At 37.2% G+C, this 16,899-nt stretch carries 21 protein-coding genes; 8 read left to right on the top strand and 13 right to left on the bottom strand.

Annotation, left to right across the window (positions count from 1 at the left end; genetic code table 11):
- Positions 1 to 22 precede the first annotated feature (22 nt).
- A complete protein-coding gene (locus tag ACOZIR_RS09135; protein ID WP_310877849.1) occupies positions 23 to 1,192 on the bottom strand; it encodes an MFS transporter in 1,170 nt (389 codons plus the stop codon).
- A gap of 359 nt (positions 1,193 to 1,551) precedes the next feature.
- On the opposite strand from ACOZIR_RS09135, the gene ACOZIR_RS09130 reads away from it, so the two are divergent.
- Positions 1,552 to 2,115, top strand: coding sequence for a YitT family protein (locus ACOZIR_RS09130; protein WP_310877850.1), 564 nt, complete (start codon positions 1,552 to 1,554; stop codon positions 2,113 to 2,115).
- 29 nt (positions 2,116 to 2,144) lie between these two features.
- On the opposite strand, the gene ACOZIR_RS09125 is transcribed toward ACOZIR_RS09130, so the two are convergent.
- Positions 2,145 to 3,029: a diacylglycerol/lipid kinase family protein gene (locus ACOZIR_RS09125; RefSeq protein ID WP_045293294.1), complete on the bottom strand. Its 885-nt coding sequence runs from the start codon at positions 3,027 to 3,029 to the stop codon at positions 2,145 to 2,147.
- Positions 3,030 to 3,217: 188 nt separating this feature from the next.
- Between ACOZIR_RS09125 and ACOZIR_RS09120 the strand changes: the two genes are divergently transcribed.
- Entirely contained in the window at positions 3,218 to 3,682 is a 465-nt protein-coding gene (locus tag ACOZIR_RS09120; RefSeq protein ID WP_223260182.1) for a DUF4306 domain-containing protein, read from the top strand.
- Between the two features lie 57 nt (positions 3,683 to 3,739).
- On the opposite strand, the gene ACOZIR_RS09115 is transcribed toward ACOZIR_RS09120, so the two are convergent.
- On the bottom strand, positions 3,740 to 4,843 hold the full coding sequence (locus ACOZIR_RS09115) for a citrate synthase/methylcitrate synthase (protein WP_016764746.1): 1,104 nt from the start codon (positions 4,841 to 4,843) through the stop codon (positions 3,740 to 3,742).
- 409 nt (positions 4,844 to 5,252) lie between these two features.
- On the opposite strand from ACOZIR_RS09115, the gene ACOZIR_RS09110 reads away from it, so the two are divergent.
- The gene (locus ACOZIR_RS09110) at positions 5,253 to 6,167 is read left to right on the top strand and encodes a LysR family transcriptional regulator (protein ID WP_013083830.1); all 915 of its coding nucleotides are present in this window, start codon (positions 5,253 to 5,255) and stop codon (positions 6,165 to 6,167) included.
- A gap of 406 nt (positions 6,168 to 6,573) precedes the next feature.
- On the opposite strand, the gene ACOZIR_RS09105 is transcribed toward ACOZIR_RS09110, so the two are convergent.
- From ACOZIR_RS09105 to ACOZIR_RS09095, 3 genes are all read right to left on the bottom strand, one after another.
- A complete protein-coding gene (locus ACOZIR_RS09105) occupies positions 6,574 to 7,398 on the bottom strand; it encodes an STAS domain-containing protein (protein WP_045293295.1) in 825 nt (274 codons plus the stop codon).
- A complete protein-coding gene (locus tag ACOZIR_RS09100; RefSeq protein WP_045293297.1) occupies positions 7,385 to 8,050 on the bottom strand; it encodes a cobalamin B12-binding domain-containing protein in 666 nt (221 codons plus the stop codon). Before ACOZIR_RS09100 ends, ACOZIR_RS09105 begins: the two co-directional genes overlap by 14 nt.
- A 351-nt stretch (positions 8,051 to 8,401) precedes the next feature.
- Entirely contained in the window at positions 8,402 to 8,665 is a 264-nt protein-coding gene (locus tag ACOZIR_RS09095) for a hypothetical protein (protein ID WP_310877851.1), read from the bottom strand.
- A gap of 152 nt (positions 8,666 to 8,817) precedes the next feature.
- Here ACOZIR_RS09095 and ACOZIR_RS09090 point away from each other — a divergent pair, with 152 nt between their 5' ends.
- Both ACOZIR_RS09090 and ACOZIR_RS09085 read left to right on the top strand, forming a co-directional pair.
- Entirely contained in the window at positions 8,818 to 9,600 is a 783-nt protein-coding gene (locus tag ACOZIR_RS09090) for a PAS domain-containing protein (RefSeq protein WP_045293299.1), read from the top strand.
- Positions 9,601 to 9,838: 238 nt separating this feature from the next.
- Positions 9,839 to 10,672 carry an STAS domain-containing protein gene (locus tag ACOZIR_RS09085; protein ID WP_045293302.1) on the top strand — a complete coding sequence of 278 codons (834 nt, stop codon included), beginning with the start codon at positions 9,839 to 9,841 and terminating at the stop codon, positions 10,670 to 10,672.
- A 36-nt stretch (positions 10,673 to 10,708) separates the two neighbouring features.
- On the opposite strand, the gene ACOZIR_RS09080 is transcribed toward ACOZIR_RS09085, so the two are convergent.
- From ACOZIR_RS09080 to ACOZIR_RS09070, 3 genes are all read right to left on the bottom strand, one after another.
- Positions 10,709 to 11,185 (bottom strand): hypothetical protein, encoded by a 477-nt coding sequence (locus ACOZIR_RS09080; RefSeq protein ID WP_045293303.1) that lies wholly within the window; start codon positions 11,183 to 11,185, stop codon positions 10,709 to 10,711.
- 138 nt (positions 11,186 to 11,323) lie between these two features.
- The gene (locus ACOZIR_RS09075) at positions 11,324 to 11,800 is read right to left on the bottom strand and encodes a hypothetical protein (RefSeq protein WP_014459392.1); all 477 of its coding nucleotides are present in this window, start codon (positions 11,798 to 11,800) and stop codon (positions 11,324 to 11,326) included.
- 142 nt (positions 11,801 to 11,942) lie between these two features.
- Positions 11,943 to 12,707 carry a GNAT family N-acetyltransferase gene (locus tag ACOZIR_RS09070; RefSeq protein WP_045293305.1) on the bottom strand — a complete coding sequence of 255 codons (765 nt, stop codon included), beginning with the start codon at positions 12,705 to 12,707 and terminating at the stop codon, positions 11,943 to 11,945.
- A gap of 197 nt (positions 12,708 to 12,904) precedes the next feature.
- Here ACOZIR_RS09070 and ACOZIR_RS09065 point away from each other — a divergent pair, with 197 nt between their 5' ends.
- Together ACOZIR_RS09065 and ACOZIR_RS09060 are read left to right on the top strand one after the other, a co-directional pair.
- Entirely contained in the window at positions 12,905 to 13,168 is a 264-nt protein-coding gene (locus tag ACOZIR_RS09065) for a GlsB/YeaQ/YmgE family stress response membrane protein (protein ID WP_013057762.1), read from the top strand.
- Positions 13,169 to 13,326: 158 nt separating this feature from the next.
- On the top strand, positions 13,327 to 13,512 hold the full coding sequence (locus tag ACOZIR_RS09060) for an aspartyl-phosphate phosphatase Spo0E family protein (RefSeq protein ID WP_013057763.1): 186 nt from the start codon (positions 13,327 to 13,329) through the stop codon (positions 13,510 to 13,512).
- 43 nt (positions 13,513 to 13,555) lie between these two features.
- Here ACOZIR_RS09060 and ACOZIR_RS09055 read toward each other — a convergent pair whose 3' ends face one another.
- Positions 13,556 to 14,371, bottom strand: coding sequence for an STAS domain-containing protein (locus ACOZIR_RS09055; protein WP_045293307.1), 816 nt, complete (start codon positions 14,369 to 14,371; stop codon positions 13,556 to 13,558).
- Positions 14,372 to 14,721: 350 nt separating this feature from the next.
- Here ACOZIR_RS09055 and ACOZIR_RS09050 point away from each other — a divergent pair, with 350 nt between their 5' ends.
- Positions 14,722 to 14,991, top strand: coding sequence for a GlsB/YeaQ/YmgE family stress response membrane protein (locus tag ACOZIR_RS09050; protein WP_013057765.1), 270 nt, complete (start codon positions 14,722 to 14,724; stop codon positions 14,989 to 14,991).
- 281 nt (positions 14,992 to 15,272) lie between these two features.
- Here ACOZIR_RS09050 and ACOZIR_RS09045 read toward each other — a convergent pair whose 3' ends face one another.
- The 3 genes from ACOZIR_RS09045 to clpP all read right to left on the bottom strand — a co-directional run bounded on the left by ACOZIR_RS09045 (position 15,273) and on the right by clpP (position 16,609).
- Entirely contained in the window at positions 15,273 to 15,689 is a 417-nt protein-coding gene (locus ACOZIR_RS09045; RefSeq protein ID WP_045293309.1) for a hypothetical protein, read from the bottom strand.
- A 161-nt stretch (positions 15,690 to 15,850) separates the two neighbouring features.
- Positions 15,851 to 16,015, bottom strand: a complete 165-nt coding sequence (locus ACOZIR_RS09040; protein ID WP_169746674.1) for a hypothetical protein — start codon at positions 16,013 to 16,015, stop codon at positions 15,851 to 15,853.
- A gap of 12 nt (positions 16,016 to 16,027) precedes the next feature.
- Positions 16,028 to 16,609: an ATP-dependent Clp endopeptidase proteolytic subunit ClpP gene (gene clpP, locus ACOZIR_RS09035; RefSeq protein ID WP_310877984.1), complete on the bottom strand. Its 582-nt coding sequence runs from the start codon at positions 16,607 to 16,609 to the stop codon at positions 16,028 to 16,030.
- Positions 16,610 to 16,899: the final 290 nt, after the last annotated feature.

Below are 16,899 nucleotides of genomic sequence, written 5' to 3'. Positions count from 1 at the left end.
AGGTTGCAAACAGCAACCTTTTTTAGTTAGTAAGCGCATAATTTCGTAAGAATAAACCTACGCAGCCGCTGATTACAATCAGTCCTCCTGCCGTTAGAAACGCCGCCGTCACATTTAGCGAAGCAACAGCGCCAAGCAGCAGTACCGAAAGCCCAAACGTCACATATGAAACGCTCAGCGTAGCGGAAAGCACCTTAGGAAGCTTTTCTAAAGGAACGGCCGTTTGCGTAAGCGTGTAAGAACACGTAGCGCTTATTTGAAGGGCAATGCCAATAGTAAAGCTAAGTAAAAGTGAAAGAAAAGGCACAGATATTACTCCGAACAATAATGTAAAGAAACCTGAAAAAAGACTGCCTAGTATTACGATATGATAAAGACTTCTCTCTTGCTCAACTGAAATCTTCAGCAAAACGAAACCTCCAAGAACCGTTCCAACAAAAAAACTGCTGTTAATATATCCCCACCAAGCTTCATTTTTATTTAATATTTCTTTCACAAACACGTAGACAATAGCTGATGCCCAAACGCCGGCAGCCATCCCTTCTAAAACCTCCATGACTAATAAAACCCGCAGGCGCGGATAGTGCCAAATTAGCTTCCACCCCTCTTTTAACCCTTGTTTTTGCTTCGTTTTAGAAGAATGAACGTTTATGCGAATGGCCTGCATGAATACGAGTGACAAACTAAATAACGAAAATGACAGCCATAAAAGACCAGTAGCATCCCAGCTAATAATCAGAAAGCTTCCAAGCGGATAGGCTGCAATTTGAATCGTTTGATCCGTGACATTAAACATACTATTCCATTTTAACAGCTTCTCTTTATCTACTAAATGAGGAAGCATAGAGCTTTGAACCGGAGCTGTCCACCCATCGAAAAAAGCAATAAGCGCCACGCAGCACAGCATGCTGATAAGCGACATATGCCACAGGAAAAACATAGACAAAACAATAGTTTTTAACAGCTGAGACACCACAAGAATACGCTTAGCTCTGTAGCGATCTATAAGAAAAGGCACGGTAAAACTGCTCAAAAACTTAGCAGCCGTAATGGTAAACGGAATGCATGAAAGCAGCACAGGAGAACTATTTTGAGCGTAAAGAATGCTGATTAACGCAACAATATATAATACATCTGCTAAATTGGCTTGGCTTTGACCAAACCATAAAAAAAGTACGGAACGATTTTTCACGACAATCCCTCTTTCTTTTTAGTATGACTGAAAAGAAAGAGAATCCTACACGTAATCAACCCCTTTATATAGCAGCTTGCTTTTATCGACTTATTACAATCGTATGCTTTTTACAGAACACAACTCTTTTATATATTAAAAAATACAAACAGTTAAACAGTATCGTAAAAAATCAAGAAATTGTCGTGAAAACGAAGTTAGATTAACTATAGAATATCAGAGTTAGAGAATCAATGCTTTTTACATAATTTTCTTTTTCTTCTTCTTTACTTCTAAAGAACCTAAGCTTGCCATATACATAAATGGACGAGTACTCCTATTAAAATTTAACGTATAGGGTGAGGGATATTTTTTCGAGAGTGGTTTCGATTTGCTGCGGCAGCTTATTAATTGGACTAGGGCTAAACGGATTTATTGCTCCGTATCACTTACTAGACGGTGGACTTATAGGATTTGGGCTTATCGTATATTATGTGTTTGGAACTCCTATCGGAATGTCCATTTTCTTTTTGAACGTACCTGTCTATTTATATGCTTTTTTTCGTCATCGCCAAAACTTTTTTTATGGAAGTATAGGTTTATTTGTTTCTTTTTTTATGACAGAATGGCTGTCTATTCTCGAAGGCACGCTGGCGCTTCCTTTGCTCTTTAGCTCATTGCTTGGAGGCACACTCGTAGGAATGGGAATAGGACTGATGCTTCGCTACGGAATCAGTTCGGACGGTCTGGATTTAATCGCCATTATTGTATCAAAAAAATGGAAAATCAATATAGGAATAACCATTTTTATCTTAGACAGTACGATTATGATAGTGGGCTTACATATTATCGGGTTTACTGCTTTTTGCTACTCCATGCTTGTTATTACGATGAGCAGCATAATGATTATGCTCTTCACTTCTCCGCGATGGCTGTCTTCATAAAAAAAACGCTTGAAGTTTCAGCGTTTTTTTTAATTGTTTCCTACTATCATATTTATGTGATTGTGGAGAACCGTAATCGTTGAAGGTGTTGTCGTTTCTTTTTCTCCATCACAATCTACCGTTTTTTCAGGAGTGGTTTCGATATGGACTTCTTTTGCACGAAAATGCATAAGGTTGCTTTCAGGGTCAAGCTGTTCCTCATCAGGGGTTGTTTGTAACCATGCCATAACCGGCTCGATTCCCATTTCTTTAATAACGAATACATCTAATAATCCGTCTTGAAATGAGCTGTTTCCTAGCATAGCGCGAGTTCCTCCTAAAAAAGGACCGTTCCCAATTAACACCATAACTGCTTCTCCTTCATAGGAAGCTTTTTCGCTCGTCATTTTTAATTGAAAAGGCTCTGCTTGATTTAACGTTCTACCTACGCTCATATAGTAAGAGAGCTTACCAAATTTCTCTTTATTTTCTTCTAAAATATTTTCAGATACATCAGCTACGAGGCCGATTCCCCAAAAGTTTAAAAAATAATCTTCGCCATGTTTTCCAACATCCACTGCCTCCGTCTGCTTTTCAATAATTTGCTCCACTGCTTTTAAAGGATTTTGGTTCATTCCAATTGCACGCGAAAAGTCGTTGCACGTTCCTCCAGGTAAAATAGCAAATACAGGACGTTCCTTCAGCGGAGCAAGAGCGTTGATCAGCTCATAAATCGTCCCGTCTCCTCCTGCTCCAATAATGACATCCGCTTTGCCTTCCAATTTTCTCACCAGCTCGGCACCATCTCCAGGTTGCTCTGTTTTATATAAAGTAACCGTCTCAAATGCAGTGTTTAACCGATCACATATAAAGTCAATTTCATTTACTAATTTTTTGTTTCCTGCGTTTGGATTCAAAATCACTGCTGCCTTCATCTTTCTCTCTCCTCTATTCATATCTTCCGTTTCACTTTTTTTCCCTTTCTTTTTAAAAAACAAACCTTTTCAAATATGAACGTTTTATGAAACCATTCCAATAGTGCTTTTTTTACTTTCAAAACCTGCTATAATAATTTTCGGACTTGTATTAACAAAAGATGGTTATTGAGAGGAGCTTTCTATACGTGTCAATAAAATGCATGACGCAGCTATTTGCAAGTTGTTTTGTTTTTTTACTTTCCTCAGTCGCTACTTGGTATAACGGCTCTTCGATGCTTGAAGGACCTTTATCAGCTAGTTTGACCGGAGGACTAACAAAGTCCTCGGCGGTTCATCACTATTCTCACATCGATTATTTGTTATATACAATTAAATTCCACCCTCAGTTTCCAATTATGATGATGGTGAGCGGAATTTATTTGATTGTATTACTATCTATTATTGGGTTCAAAAAGCGGTATGGATTGATTAGCTCCTGCTGTTTATGTATCACAGCTCTCTTATGCTACAGCAGCTATAAACTTTCACATACCCCTACCGAAGGTGAACACGCCATGATTACCTCTAGCTTAGCTGCAGCAAGTTTATGCTTAGCAGTCGGATTATTCTATTTATTAAAGCGATTTTATTCTCAAAAAGAATATATTTAACCATATGAAAAAAACGTCGGATCTACCGACGTTTTTTATGTGAAATCCGGTTCATTATTATTGATTTTGTTCAACTGGCGTATAACCAATATACGCAGACTGAGGTCGGTAAATACGATTATTTTCTGACTGTTCTACGACGTGAGCTGTCCAACCAACCACACGGCTTGCTGTGAAGGTCGGAGTGAATAGTTCAGACGGAAGCTCAACCGCTTTCATGACCGCTGCAGCGAAATATTCTACATTGGTATAAATGCCTCTACCCGGCTTGTATTCATTTAGTAATTCAATTGTTTTATCTTCAATTTTAACAATTAAATCAAATAGCCCGTTGTCTCCTGAGATTTGTTTCGATACTTCTTTTAATGCTTCTGCTCTCGGGTCATGTGTACGATAAACACGATGACCAAATCCCATGATTTTCTCTTTATTATCTAATTTTTTACGAACCCAAGGCTCAATATTCTCTTCACTGCCAATTTCATCAAACATGGTAATAACGCCAGAAGGAGCTCCTCCGTGAAGCGGACCTTTCATCGCGCCGATTGCTCCGCAAATCGCTGAAACCATATCAGATTCGGTAGATGAAATAACGCGTGATGAGAAGGTTGAGGCGTTCATCCCGTGTTCAATTGTCAACACAAAATATGCGTTCAGCGCGGTAACCAAACTTTGATCTGGAATTTCTCCATTAATCATGTATAAATAGTTTGCTACATGATCCAAATGCTCGTTAGGCTCTACTACTTCTAAATCATTCATTTTACGATACCAATAGGCAATAATGGTAGGTGTTACCGCTGTAATCGCAAGCGCCTGCTCTTTTGTTGGAGGCCAGCTGTATGAAGGATCTCCTAATGCTGAGATACATGTGCGAAGCGCGCTCATCACTTCTGTATCTTTTGGCAAACAGTCCATTAACGCAACAATATTAGCCGGAAGCGTACGATGAGTCACCATTTTTTGTTTAAATGCTTTTAACTCATCATGATTTGGCAGCGTGCCGTTCCAAATTAAATAAGAAACTTCTTCAAAAGAATAATTGATCGCTAAATCTTTTGCCCAATATCCGCGATAAATCAGCTGACCTTTCTCTCCATCAACATGCCCTACTTTTGTTTCAGCTGCAACGATTCCTTCTAGTCCTTTAACGTATGTCATCTCAACCACTCCCCCAATTATTTTTAACAAACCGGCCCTTTTTTCTATGTACGGCTCGTTTGCAGAATGAATAGACTCACCTTAGTGGTGCACTATACCATTTTATTCCTCTTTCTTAATTGTCAGAACAGTATACAAAATGAACATTTCAACACGTGTTATTTCTGCGCTCGCGGCTTTGTTTTACGGGAGAAAAAAATATTTTTCTGGGATTTTCTTCGAGGGTACTTTTTTGTTAACGCTTACAAACATGCGGGTTTCTAACGTATTTAGAGGAATTTGATGTGCTATTTTTAGATGAATCACTATTCACTTCCTTATGTAAGAGTTTACATTTATTTGAATCATAAGTAAAATAGATAAATAGAATAAATAGTATGAAAACTAAGAATACTAGTGAGGAGAATTTATGGATATTCGAGAACTGCAACATTTCATGGAAGTAGTTAATCAAAAAAGTTTCACGAAAGCAGCAGCTGCAATTCACTTGTCTCAGCCAGCATTAAGTAAAATTGTAAAAAAACTAGAAGAAGAACTCGGGGTAGATCTTTTTGATCGCTCTACTCGAAAGCTGACGTTAACCGATGCAGGACAGATTGTATACGGGCAAAGCCAAAAGCTGGTATCCACTCTTCATGAGCTGCATGCTTTGTTAGATGATTTACGAAATCTGCCTACAGGAGATATTAAAGTAGGAATTCCTCCTTTAGTAGGGACTGTTGTGTTCCCGATGATTGCAAAAAACTTTACATCAAAACATCCTCAGGTGAAATTAGAGCTTGTGGAGCTTGGCGCAAAGCGAATTGTCGAACTTGTAGAAAACGAACAAGTAGACCTTGGTATTATCGTGTTACCTATTCAAAACCCTCTTTTTCACGTCTATCCGTTTATTGAAGAAGAGTTTAATTTATACATTCATCATGAGCATCCTCTGGCAGCCAAATCAATCGTTGCTTTGAGCGAGCTGAGAGAAGAGCCGTTTGTCCTGTTCAGCAAAGATTTTTCTCTTCATGATCGCATTATTCACGAGTGCATTCAAGCTGGTTTTCATCCGAAAATAGCGTATGAAAGTTCGCAATGGGATTTGATTATTGAACTAGTCGCTTCTGAATTAGGTATTGCCATTTTACCAAAGTCCGTGTTTCCAAAGATCAATAACCCTTTTATTAAAAGTATTCCAATTGCCGCACCTACTCCAATGTGGGAGCTCGGCATCATTTTGAAAAAAGATCGCTATATGTCATATGCTACACGAGAACTTTTATCTTTCCTAGTAGACCAAGACATCATTTTGCCGTCTCATACAATGTCAGCAAACTCTTAACAAAAAAGCCTCTTCTTTCATTAGAAAGAGGCTTTTAGTCATCTTTGCTATTTTCTTCAATCTTTTTAGTCATCTGATTGACTGAAAAAATCATCCACCTAGCAGCTCCGCTCACTGATCAAAATTGGTCATCTTTAGGTTGCATTCCTTTCGTTATGTCCCAATCTCTTTTTATGGTCTTCCTTTTGTACCGCTTTTCTAGTAACGAACTGATGCGCTAGCAGCTGTTGACTTGCTTTTTGGTACTGTGATGTGAAAATAAATCAATTATGAAATTCAAGATGACGGACTCAATTCTTCAAAACTCAATAAACCCTTCAAGTATGTGATTTAATAAATGTTTAATTATAGCAAAAGAAGTGTATACAGAAAGAGGAGAAGAATAACTTTCTTCTCCTCCACCCTTTTAACTCACATTTTTATTCACAGCAATAATTTCACTCAGGTTATTCATATAAATAATTTGTTCACCAAACGTTCTATTTTTCAAAGCAGCCGTATGGTGAGGCTTCATGCCAATAATATAGCATGTGATACCCATAAGATAGAAGGACTGCATAAAGCCTGCAAAAGCTTGAATTCCTTCGGTTGTTAATATATCTAAGCCTCCAAAGTCAAATAGAAGCGTAGTGTAATTTCCTTCGTGCGCGCAGTTTTGTAAAATAGACGTATTTTCAGCTACAAGAGCTGTGTCTAAGTCTCCAAAAAGAGGTATAAGTCCTACTTTAGAGGATAACTTAATAAAAGAAGCGGACAGCTGCTTAATTTTTTGCAACGATTTTTCAAGACGTTCCTTTTGTTCAAGCAGTTCGAAATCTGTATCTGCTAATCGTTTCCGGTGGTCTTGAACAAGATTCGTTAGCTCTTGTATACGTTCATCTTGGCGAATACAAACTAAATGACCTATATCACTATCCCATTGAATTAAGCATTCAAACAGTGAATACGGCGAATCATTGGTTTGCATCACAAGCTCTACTTTCTGAATAGCCTGGCCTCGGCTTTGGACAAGCGTTTGCTCATCATGGGGTTCGTCTACAGACAATTCTCGAGAATCTTTTTGGCGCAAGCTTAAAAACTTTCTCGCCTTTTCTTGACTAAATACATCTACAAGATCTAAAAAATTAGCTGAAGGCTTAAATAAATGACCTGATTGTTGCGACCATTCCAAAATATTAAATTCAGTATCCACTAGAAAGTAAGGAATTGGAACATATTCAAGCATCGACATTAACTTCCACTCCTTTGTGATAACTGATTAACCAGTTATTTAGTTGGTAAAGATCCGGAATTAGGCGTGTATGCTCAGAACAGTAAGAACGGAAATCAATTTGAGAAACTAAGCGCCCTCCTACCATTACTGTTGGTCTTGGTTCTAATTTGTCCAAAGTTTTGGTATATTCAGCAAGCCTCTCAATATGATAAGGAATGCTGACGGATAATCCTACCATGTGCGGCTTCCATTCCATAGCCATTTTCTCAGCGTATTCAAGAGGTAGATTGGCCCCTAAAAAGCGCGTATTCCAACCATGTTCCTCAAACAATAAAGCCACCATCTTTAAACCAATAAAGTGCTGTTCTTGTTCCAAGCATAGAAGCAGTGCCCTTGGAGCGGTGTCTGAAGCGTGTCCCTGAATTTTTTTATAAAAGCGATAGCGAGTTAGCACATAATCACACGTCGTAGTTGCGACGTGCTCATCAGCTACAGAAATGATATTTTCTTCCCACATATCTCCAGTTACTCGCATTGCGGTTGTGATTAAATTTTCATAAATATCTAGGCTGTTCTTTCCCTGTTGTATTTCTTCCAGCACAACTTCCCAAGCGCTGTCTTGATCACCAGCTAATAAATAGCCTACAAATTTTTGTACTTGAGATTTCATTGTTTCACCTCAGTAAACGTCAAGCTTTTAAGAAACTTGAATAAAAGCTTCTCGTCTCTCTTTTTCAAGATCGCCTAAAATGTATACCACTTTTAGACTAACACATGTTGCCAATAGCAACAACCTAAAAATAGAATAATAACTTTTTATTTTACTACACTCAATAAAATATGACTAGTATTTCTCTAAATATTCTCCTTTCCCTTTTATTCACAAAAACACCTCGGCATTTTTTACCGAGGTGTTTTTCCAGTTGTCATCATTTCGGCTAAAAGAATGTAAGTTCATCTCTTTCTCTTTTCAGCATCTCTACTTATTTTCCACTTTCAATAGACCTTCAAACATATGTATTTATGACTCCTCTGCTCCGACCATAATACTGATAAGATAGAGCGCTGTCATAACTGAACCGATTGTATTCCATATCAAATGAATATATTGGCTGGTCGCCATAAACAAGTATACGCTTAGCGACAGCAGCACCGTTCCGAACAAAAAAGACCATTTAAACAATGACAGTGGCCGCTTGAACCTTATACGCAAACAAAAAATGAGAATAAAGCCTACTAGCGCCATCACAAAGAAACTAACGTTAAATAAATTGATGGTTATCACGTTTGTTCACACTCCCTTTACCCATAAAACTATTATAACATATTTTTCCTTATCTTCATTCTTTCTCTAACAGTAAACGCGTCGAAAATTGTTTTTTTGACGCGTTTATGTCACAATATTTTTATAAAAATTCCAAGGAATGAGGGAATACATTGACTACACCTGAAGCTCAAGATTCAAAATGGTCCATTTTAAATAAAGCTCTTCACAGCTCACAATCTGGTATTATCGTGACGGACCCTTCTTTACCTGATAATCCAATTATTTACCTCAACCAAGGGTTTTCCCTTATGACCGGCTATAAGGAAGAAGAAGTATTAGGGGAAAATTGCCGTTTTCTACAAGGCCCTCTTACAAACCCGCACCACGTTGATGAAATTCGCAGCGCTATTAGCCGCAATCAGTCAGTTTCTGTTACGCTTGTGAATTATCGAAAAGACGGCTCTTTTTTTCATAATCAGCTAACGATTGACCCAACGTACGTCGAAGAAGAAGATAAATACTACTTTATCGGTGTTCAAAAAGACGTAACCATAGAAATTACAGCCCAAGAACAGCTTCAGCAAGCTTTAGAAGAAGTGGAAAGACTATCCACTCCTATCGTGCCAATAGAAGAAGGAATCTCCGTTCTTCCATTAATCGGAACGTTAAACGAACGGCGTATAGAAATGCTATTTAACAGCTTCACCTCGCATAATACAACCAGCAAAGATCGTTATTTAATCCTAGACGTATCAGGGTTAGCGCAATTTAATGATTCATTCGGCCGTGATATTCTTAATATTTACAATTGGCTGAAGCTTATGGGGACTCAGCTTGTTTTAACGGGAATTTCCCCTAACATGGCCATACATATGAGCACTATAGAAGATGATATGTCCTTTATTTTAGTCTATCAAAGCATTAAAGATGCCTTACCGAAGCTAAAGCTATAAGCACAAGAAGTGGTTCTTTATGAAAAATAGGTAAAATGCATGAATAAGCTAGTTAAAAAATGTTTATTTTTTAATAAATTGGGTTTGAGATTATACAGTTAGGGAAAACAAGGCGTATAGGAAAATAAATGCGCTTCATAATGGATTTATTTATAAGCATCCTCACTCTAGATCAGGGGATGCTTTTATGCCTTTATTTATAAAACAATTAGACTATACATATGTAAGGAGAGTCTTCATGCATAGAAATCAGGACCTATATCATTTTTTTAAAGAACATTCTCTTCAATTAACTGAAGACTGGTACGACCAGCTCGACGATGAAAATGAGTTCTCCGTGTATTCGAGTAAAAATCCAGCAATTGTGAAAGAACTGAAGCAGCAAAATCAAGATTATTTTCAGCATTTATTTGACGTATTTATAAAGGATGAGGAATACTTTTTTTCAGATTTCCAACAGTGGTCGGTCGAACTTGCACGTGATCCAAAGCATTTAAGTACGCCTCTTCACTTTATCGTTCGAGAATATTTTAATTCACAAAGAATTGTCGTTAATTACTTAAAGAAGTTTATCTCTTTGCATTCAGGAGAGGTAAGCGTAGATAAGATGTTTATGTGGTACGACATTATTGTTAAAGCGTTTGATTTATCTATTTACATCTTTATCCAAGAATATCATAAAAATACGCAAGAACAGCTGAACGCTCAGAAAGAGTTAATTAATGAATTAAGTTCTCCTGTCATCATGCTTCAAAACAAAGTTGCACTTCTGCCTCTTGTCGGGGATATTGGAACGGTCAAAAGTCAGTTTATTTTAGAAAATACGCTTCAGCAATGCTCGGAAAAAGACGTTGAACATTTATGTATTGACCTGCTCGGTGTAGCTACGATTGACACGATGATGGCACAAGAGATTTTTAATTTGGTAAAAGCTCTTCGTTTAATTGGGGTGCAAACAACTTTATCTGGAATTCGACCGGAAATTTCTCAAACTGCAATTCGCTTAGGGCTTTCATTTGAACATGTTAAAACTACTTCTTCCCTCGCACAGGCGCTTAATTCTATTAGTTAAGCATATGACTCTCTATTACAGCATAGAGAGTCATATCTATGGCGTTTCAAATTTTACTGGGGTGTAATAGACACGCCCGATTAGCTTTTTTCCTTTGTTATCTTTCCAGTCCGCTACGAGTATATACCGATCGCTGCGAGAGGTAGAATCTACTGTAATAGCGGATGTTTTTTTTATGTCCTTTTTTTCTACTACGTTTTCATAAATAGACTGATTGCGAATTTGTTTGTAATAAAGCGCATTAGGTTTTTTACCGTCTATTTCAATGGACACTTGACCACCTTGAGAGACGGGAATACTATCTTTCATAACAATTTGTCTAAAATTTTGTCGTTCGCCAAAATCAGCTTCACATTCGGTCCAGCAAAAAAAGAAAGGCTTGATGATGGCTTCTTTGCCTTCCGCTCTTATTTTTATAGCGGGTGGATACGGATCTTCAAGCGTTTCAGCTGTAGGAACCTGACATGCGGTTAATGAAAACAAACTAAATAGGATAACCACCACTTTTTTCATACTATGTCCTCCCTTTTTGTAAACGTGGTGCACGTAAGTGAGTGGGTGCATAGTATACTCTTTCGCCTGCCACCAAAAGATTCCTTTTATAATCAACAAAAAAAACAGCCGCCTATTTGTTTAGACAGCTGTTTTGTTCTATTTACTTAGCATGCTTATTTCTTTTTTCATATCTTTTTCTACATATTCCATTAAATCAGATACGTAGGTTTGAAGCGGTTTTGTTGCGTCTTTGTGATCATTCATCGTTAATTCATAAATGCTATCGATATTATCAATCATCAGTTCCATATCATCGATGACGCCCGTATGCTTATACATCGTTTTCATCGTAGGATCAAGGGAAGCTAATTCATTATATTCATAGTTTATTGTATTTGAAATATCATCGAGTTCATTGATAAATTGCTTTTTGGTTTTTTTTTCGGCCATAAGCTGATTATACTCTTTAAAAGCAGTTTGAAGGTTTTTCTGAGAGGCAGTCAATACTTTCAGCTGTTCTCGTCCTAAATAATAATCATAAATACTAGTAACAGTAAAGTATCCCCCAAATGTGAGCGCGATTCCAACAACCAAACCTATCCAAAACGTGCTCGTTTTAAAAAAATGTTTCATAATGACTCCTTTTATCTGTGTTCTATGTACAACACTAGCTCATGCTGCTGCTTTGTCCTAGGATACACCAAAAACGAAGTGGAAGCTACACTTTTTTAAAATTTTGTCGAATTTTGTCTCTTATTTCACAAGCTGCAGCTTATTATTTTCCATCTCTATTTCTCCGTCTGTATACATCAAATTCGTTAACCGCTGTAAAACCAAGTTTTTCATAGGCTGGCTTTCCTGCACTTGTAGCATGCAAGATACACGTATCTGCCTGTTTTTTTGCTTCAGTAAGAACTTCCTTCAAATATGCGGTGGCCAGGCCTTTTCTCCTCATATGTCTAGCTGTAGTGATACAGTACAAACCCGCTGTACCGTCATAAAAAAAGAGAGACCCAGCTACAGCTGGCCGGTTGTGATAAAGACCCAAATATAAGTGATATTGGTCAGTGTGCTGCATAAGCTCCCTAAACCTTTCAAGAAAGTCAGCTTGATATTCTTTTGGTTTTTGATAGCCGTCTATGTATACCGTAATCCATTCTTTCAATTCAGCTTCTGTGTGCACTCGCTTACATTGAAACCCTTCTACTCCTGTGTGTACGTATTCTTTTTCTTGAATGTGCTGAATCATTCCGATCCATTTTTCATAAGGAACAAATCCATTTTTATGAAGAACTGGCCCAAGGTTATCATATGAAGATGGACCAACAATCCATAGAGGTTCTTCCCCTTCCGAAGAGCATATCCCTAACGCAGGCTCAATATGACGGGTTCCTGCATATATCCCCCGATTGTAAGGAGATGCAGAAATCCATTTCATTTCTGGTGTATCCACCTTCACAGATTTCTTCGTATGCTGAAAATACATCCAGTGCTGAATCAAGTGCTGTTCTACTACATCGCTTTGATTTTTTATTTTCACTTCATGTCTCCTTTCTCTTCTAAACTATGTTTCTTTTTCTATTATATACTAGTTAGTCTATTTTCTATGACTCTATCGCAGTTCGTAAATTTTTTTCAAGTTTTTTTATTTTTTTTTGTTATTCTACGAATAGTTTTCTTTTAAGTGGGGTACTAACCTATATAAGCAATACATCATTAAAAAGGAGGATGATATTTATGTCATTTTTATGGGCACTTATTGTAGGTGGTATTATTGGGTGGCTTGCCGGATTAATTACGGGAAGAGACGTTCCGGGAGGTATTATTGGTAACATTATTGCCGGTTTTATCGGTTCTTGGTTAGGTTCAGCTATCTTTGGAAGTTTCGGACCAGTTGTAGGTGGATTTGCTATTATTCCTGCTATTATCGGATCAATCATTTTAGTGTTAATCGTAAGTTTCATTATGAGAAAAATGCGTGGTAATCATAAACATGCATAATAAATTATTATATTAGAAAAAGAACCTCTGTTGAAAAAGAGGTTCTTTTTTTATATGAAAAATTCTTAAAATTTACTATTTTTAATTTCATAATATTGAAAAATAAACCTATTAATGTTAATTTAACCGTAATCACTATAGAAAAAAGAGGAATTAACATGCTGCTTTCAACCCACTCAAAAGACAAATCCATGTACCAAATACTAATAGAAGAAATCGAACAGACACGAACGTTAATGATTCAAACGGCTGTCCGTGAAGGAATGACAAGTCCTAACACACTCCAAGTTAGTCAATCATTAGATGCTTTGTTAAATAAACTTCAAATTTTCTTCTACCAATAAAATCCCATGAATATATAACCATATCATGGGATTTTGTTTTATATTAGTCCGCTTGATTAACATATTCCACTGCTTGGTGAAGGCTACTGAAAGTCGTAATATCAGCCAAATCTAATCCTAAGTTCACCATCGTCTGAGCAATTTCAGCACGGATACCGCTTAAAACCACTTGAATTCCTAATAATCTTAAAGCACCGATTACTTTAAAAATTTGGTCCGCTACCATTGTATCAATAATTGGAACCGCATATAAATCAATAATCAACCAATTTAGCTTGTACTCGCTGCCGTGCTGAAGGGCATTTTCCATTAAAATTTGAGCTCGATTTGTATCTAAATCGCCAACAAGAGGAATCACGCCAATTTCTTTCGTAATGCGTACTACAGGAATTGAAAGTTCATCAATTGCATAGCGAGCCGATTGGATTTTGTTTGCAAAGTCGGTCATATATGATTTACTAACCCAGTGCACGGCCTTATCCACTACTAAGTTGAAACGAGAAATAACTTGATAGAAGGCATCAAACGTAAATGTTTCAGCTTTTGCTTCTTCTTTAATAATTTCCCCGATAATATTTCGGTAATAGCTGATTTCTTCTAATGCGACATCCAACGGAAGCTGAAGGACAACGAGTAAATTCGCTACTTCTCTTCCCCATTCCTCAAGCACTTCAAAGTTTTTCGTATCATTTGTTGATACAGAATCAGCGTATATTTGAATTAAATGAACGCGCCACGGTTCTAACTGTTGTTGAATATCTTTGTCTTCATATTGTTTTTGTTTTGAGAACTCTTCTTTTTTTTCTAGAATTAAATTCGTAATGTGTTTAAGCTTTTTATCTAATAATAATGACTCCATATTGTTCTCCCGTTAAGAATTTGTTTACTTAAAATGATATCACATATACCGTTAAAAAAAGTAAAACTAAGGGAAAAAGCTTTTAAAAATGAACCAGATGTCCCCTTTTGCGAATAGAATGAGCTAAATTGAATCTAAAACGTACATAAGCTGAACTTCTCTCCTTCATTTTATCGTTACTTTCGCAGTGAATTCTCATACATAACTCTTCAATTTAATGTTGGGCTATCTTAGCATATATGATAAATAGATGAAAAAATGTAAAAGGGTTTGCAGCAAGGATGTCGCATGACAACGTGTGTTTTAGGAAAGACTGAAAAGGAATTCCCTATAAAAAGGAGGTTAGATATATGTCATTTATTTGGACGCTTATTGTTGGAGGACTTATCGGCTGGCTTGCTGGTGCGTTAACAGGACGAGATGTTCCAGGTGGAATTATCGGAAACATCATTGCTGGTTTCATTGGAGCATGGTTAGGCTCTCTAATTTTTGGAGATTTCGGTCCAGAGATCGGCGGATTCGCAATTGTTCCTGCTATTATTGGTGCTGTTATTTTAGTTTTAATTGTGAGTTTTGTTTTACGCAAAATGCGCGGAAATAATAATCATCGACACGCCTAAATAAAAAAGAGAAATCAGCGTCTTGATTTCTCTTTTTCCCTTATTTCTTATGGAAAAATGTTTTAACAACGGACCTACCTGTAAGTGTAATTCTTTGTTGCTACATTTAAAAAATTGCTGCTTGTCACCTCTCCCATTTAATACTTCTACACCCTCATGTCAAGCGCGTTAGCAATAAACAGCTCTGTGCCTTCGAGATCATCAAGTATATCGGTGAAGATAGCTTCCATATGAATAAGTGCAGTTTTAGCATTCATTGGACACTGTTTTATAGCTGTTTTCTATTTCGGCTCTACTAATTCAATAAATGACCTTGCTTGTTTGCCCTTTAACTGTGCGTAGTGTGTATCTGTAGCTAATTCAACGGTTTCGTTTTCTAAGTTGACCCACATCCGATAAGATTGCACCTTTATATCCTTTTTTGTTTCCGCCGGTTCAAAGTGAAGAATGTAGTTAGGTTTTCGAATCATTTCAGCTTTTTCTTCTCTCCATGATACATCTTTTAACCACTGCTGCACTTTCTGCACTTGATTTTGGTCTTTCATTTTAACCGCATGGCCATATTGATTATCGGCTATGTATTTTTCGATTACGAGCTTTTGATCAACAGTACCGCTTGAAGCACTGCTTTGCTGACATCCTGTTATCACCCAACAAATAGCAATGAGAACAACTAATCCAGACCATACTTTTTTCATTTACATCTACCTTTCTTTTTGTAATTGAAATGAGATGTTCTTGCTGAATGATGCTACCAGCTGCTCGTTTTTAAATCTCTTTTTGCATTCTCTTTTCCTCATATAAATCCCTGCTTCATTTGCTCAAAAAAACTGAATCCCCGAAAGGATCCAGTTTTTCGTTAAGATTCGACATCTTCTATGACATGAACAGCGCGAATAGCGGTGTTTACTTTTGTATGTTGAACGCGCTCTTTTGCTTCCTGTATCGTCATTGCTTCTACTTCTTGGTAATAAATCACGTTTCCCCATTCATATTCTACTGAATAACGATTTGACTTTTCCACACGTCATCCTCCTTATTGATGAGCTAGAATTTGATCAATCAAGCCATATTCTTTTGCTTCATCCGCTGTAAAGAATGTATCTCGATCAGTGTCTTTTTTAATTGTTGAAAGCGATTGTCCTGTTCGTTCAGACAGAAGTTCATTTAGGTGGTCTTTTAACCGCAAAATACGTTTCGCTCGAATTTCAATTTCAGCTGCTTGTCCTTTTGCTCCTCCTAGCGGCTGATGAATCATCACTTCGCTATTAGGAAGAGCAAAACGTTTCCCTTCTTTCCCTCCAGCTAGTAAAAATGAACCCATAGATGCCGCTAGCCCTATACACAATGTGCTTACATCTGCACGTATAAGCTGCATCGTATCAAAAATAGCCATGCCCGCTGTAATGGACCCTCCTGGCGAATTAATATAAATGCTGATATCTTTTTCTGGGTTTTCTGCATCTAAAAATAGAAGCTGAGCGATAATGCTAGTAGCCACCTCATCCGTAACTTCACCTGTGAGCATAATCACTCGATCGAGCAACAGCCTTGAATAAATATCATAGGCACGCTCTCCTTTGCTTGTTTGTTCTACTACATATGGAGTTAAGTTCATCTGACCGCCTCTTTCCACTGAATTAATACGAGCAAATTTTTTTACTTTTGCACTGATTTCGTGATTTAAAAATGAGTCCCCTATCAAATCTTCATCCGTAAATTTAATCATTAGAGAATGCCTTTCTTGCTGTATATGCAAGCATTCATCGCGGTAAGTCACAGCAACTGCAATCTCTGCCTGTGGATATAAAACGGTCTCTTCCGTGTAGAGCTCTATTAATAAAGGTTCATCGTCAATATGTTTTACTTCGATTTGCCCTTGTTTGTTTTCACAATACCCATTTAAGT

It is taken from the genome of Priestia sp. D3YE.R1 (assembly GCF_049199565.1).
In the GTDB taxonomy this organism is placed as follows: domain Bacteria; phylum Bacillota; class Bacilli; order Bacillales; family Bacillaceae_H; genus Priestia; species Priestia aryabhattai.
Note: the sequence above shows the minus strand (reverse complement) of the source record. Positions and strands in the feature narration are given on the sequence as shown.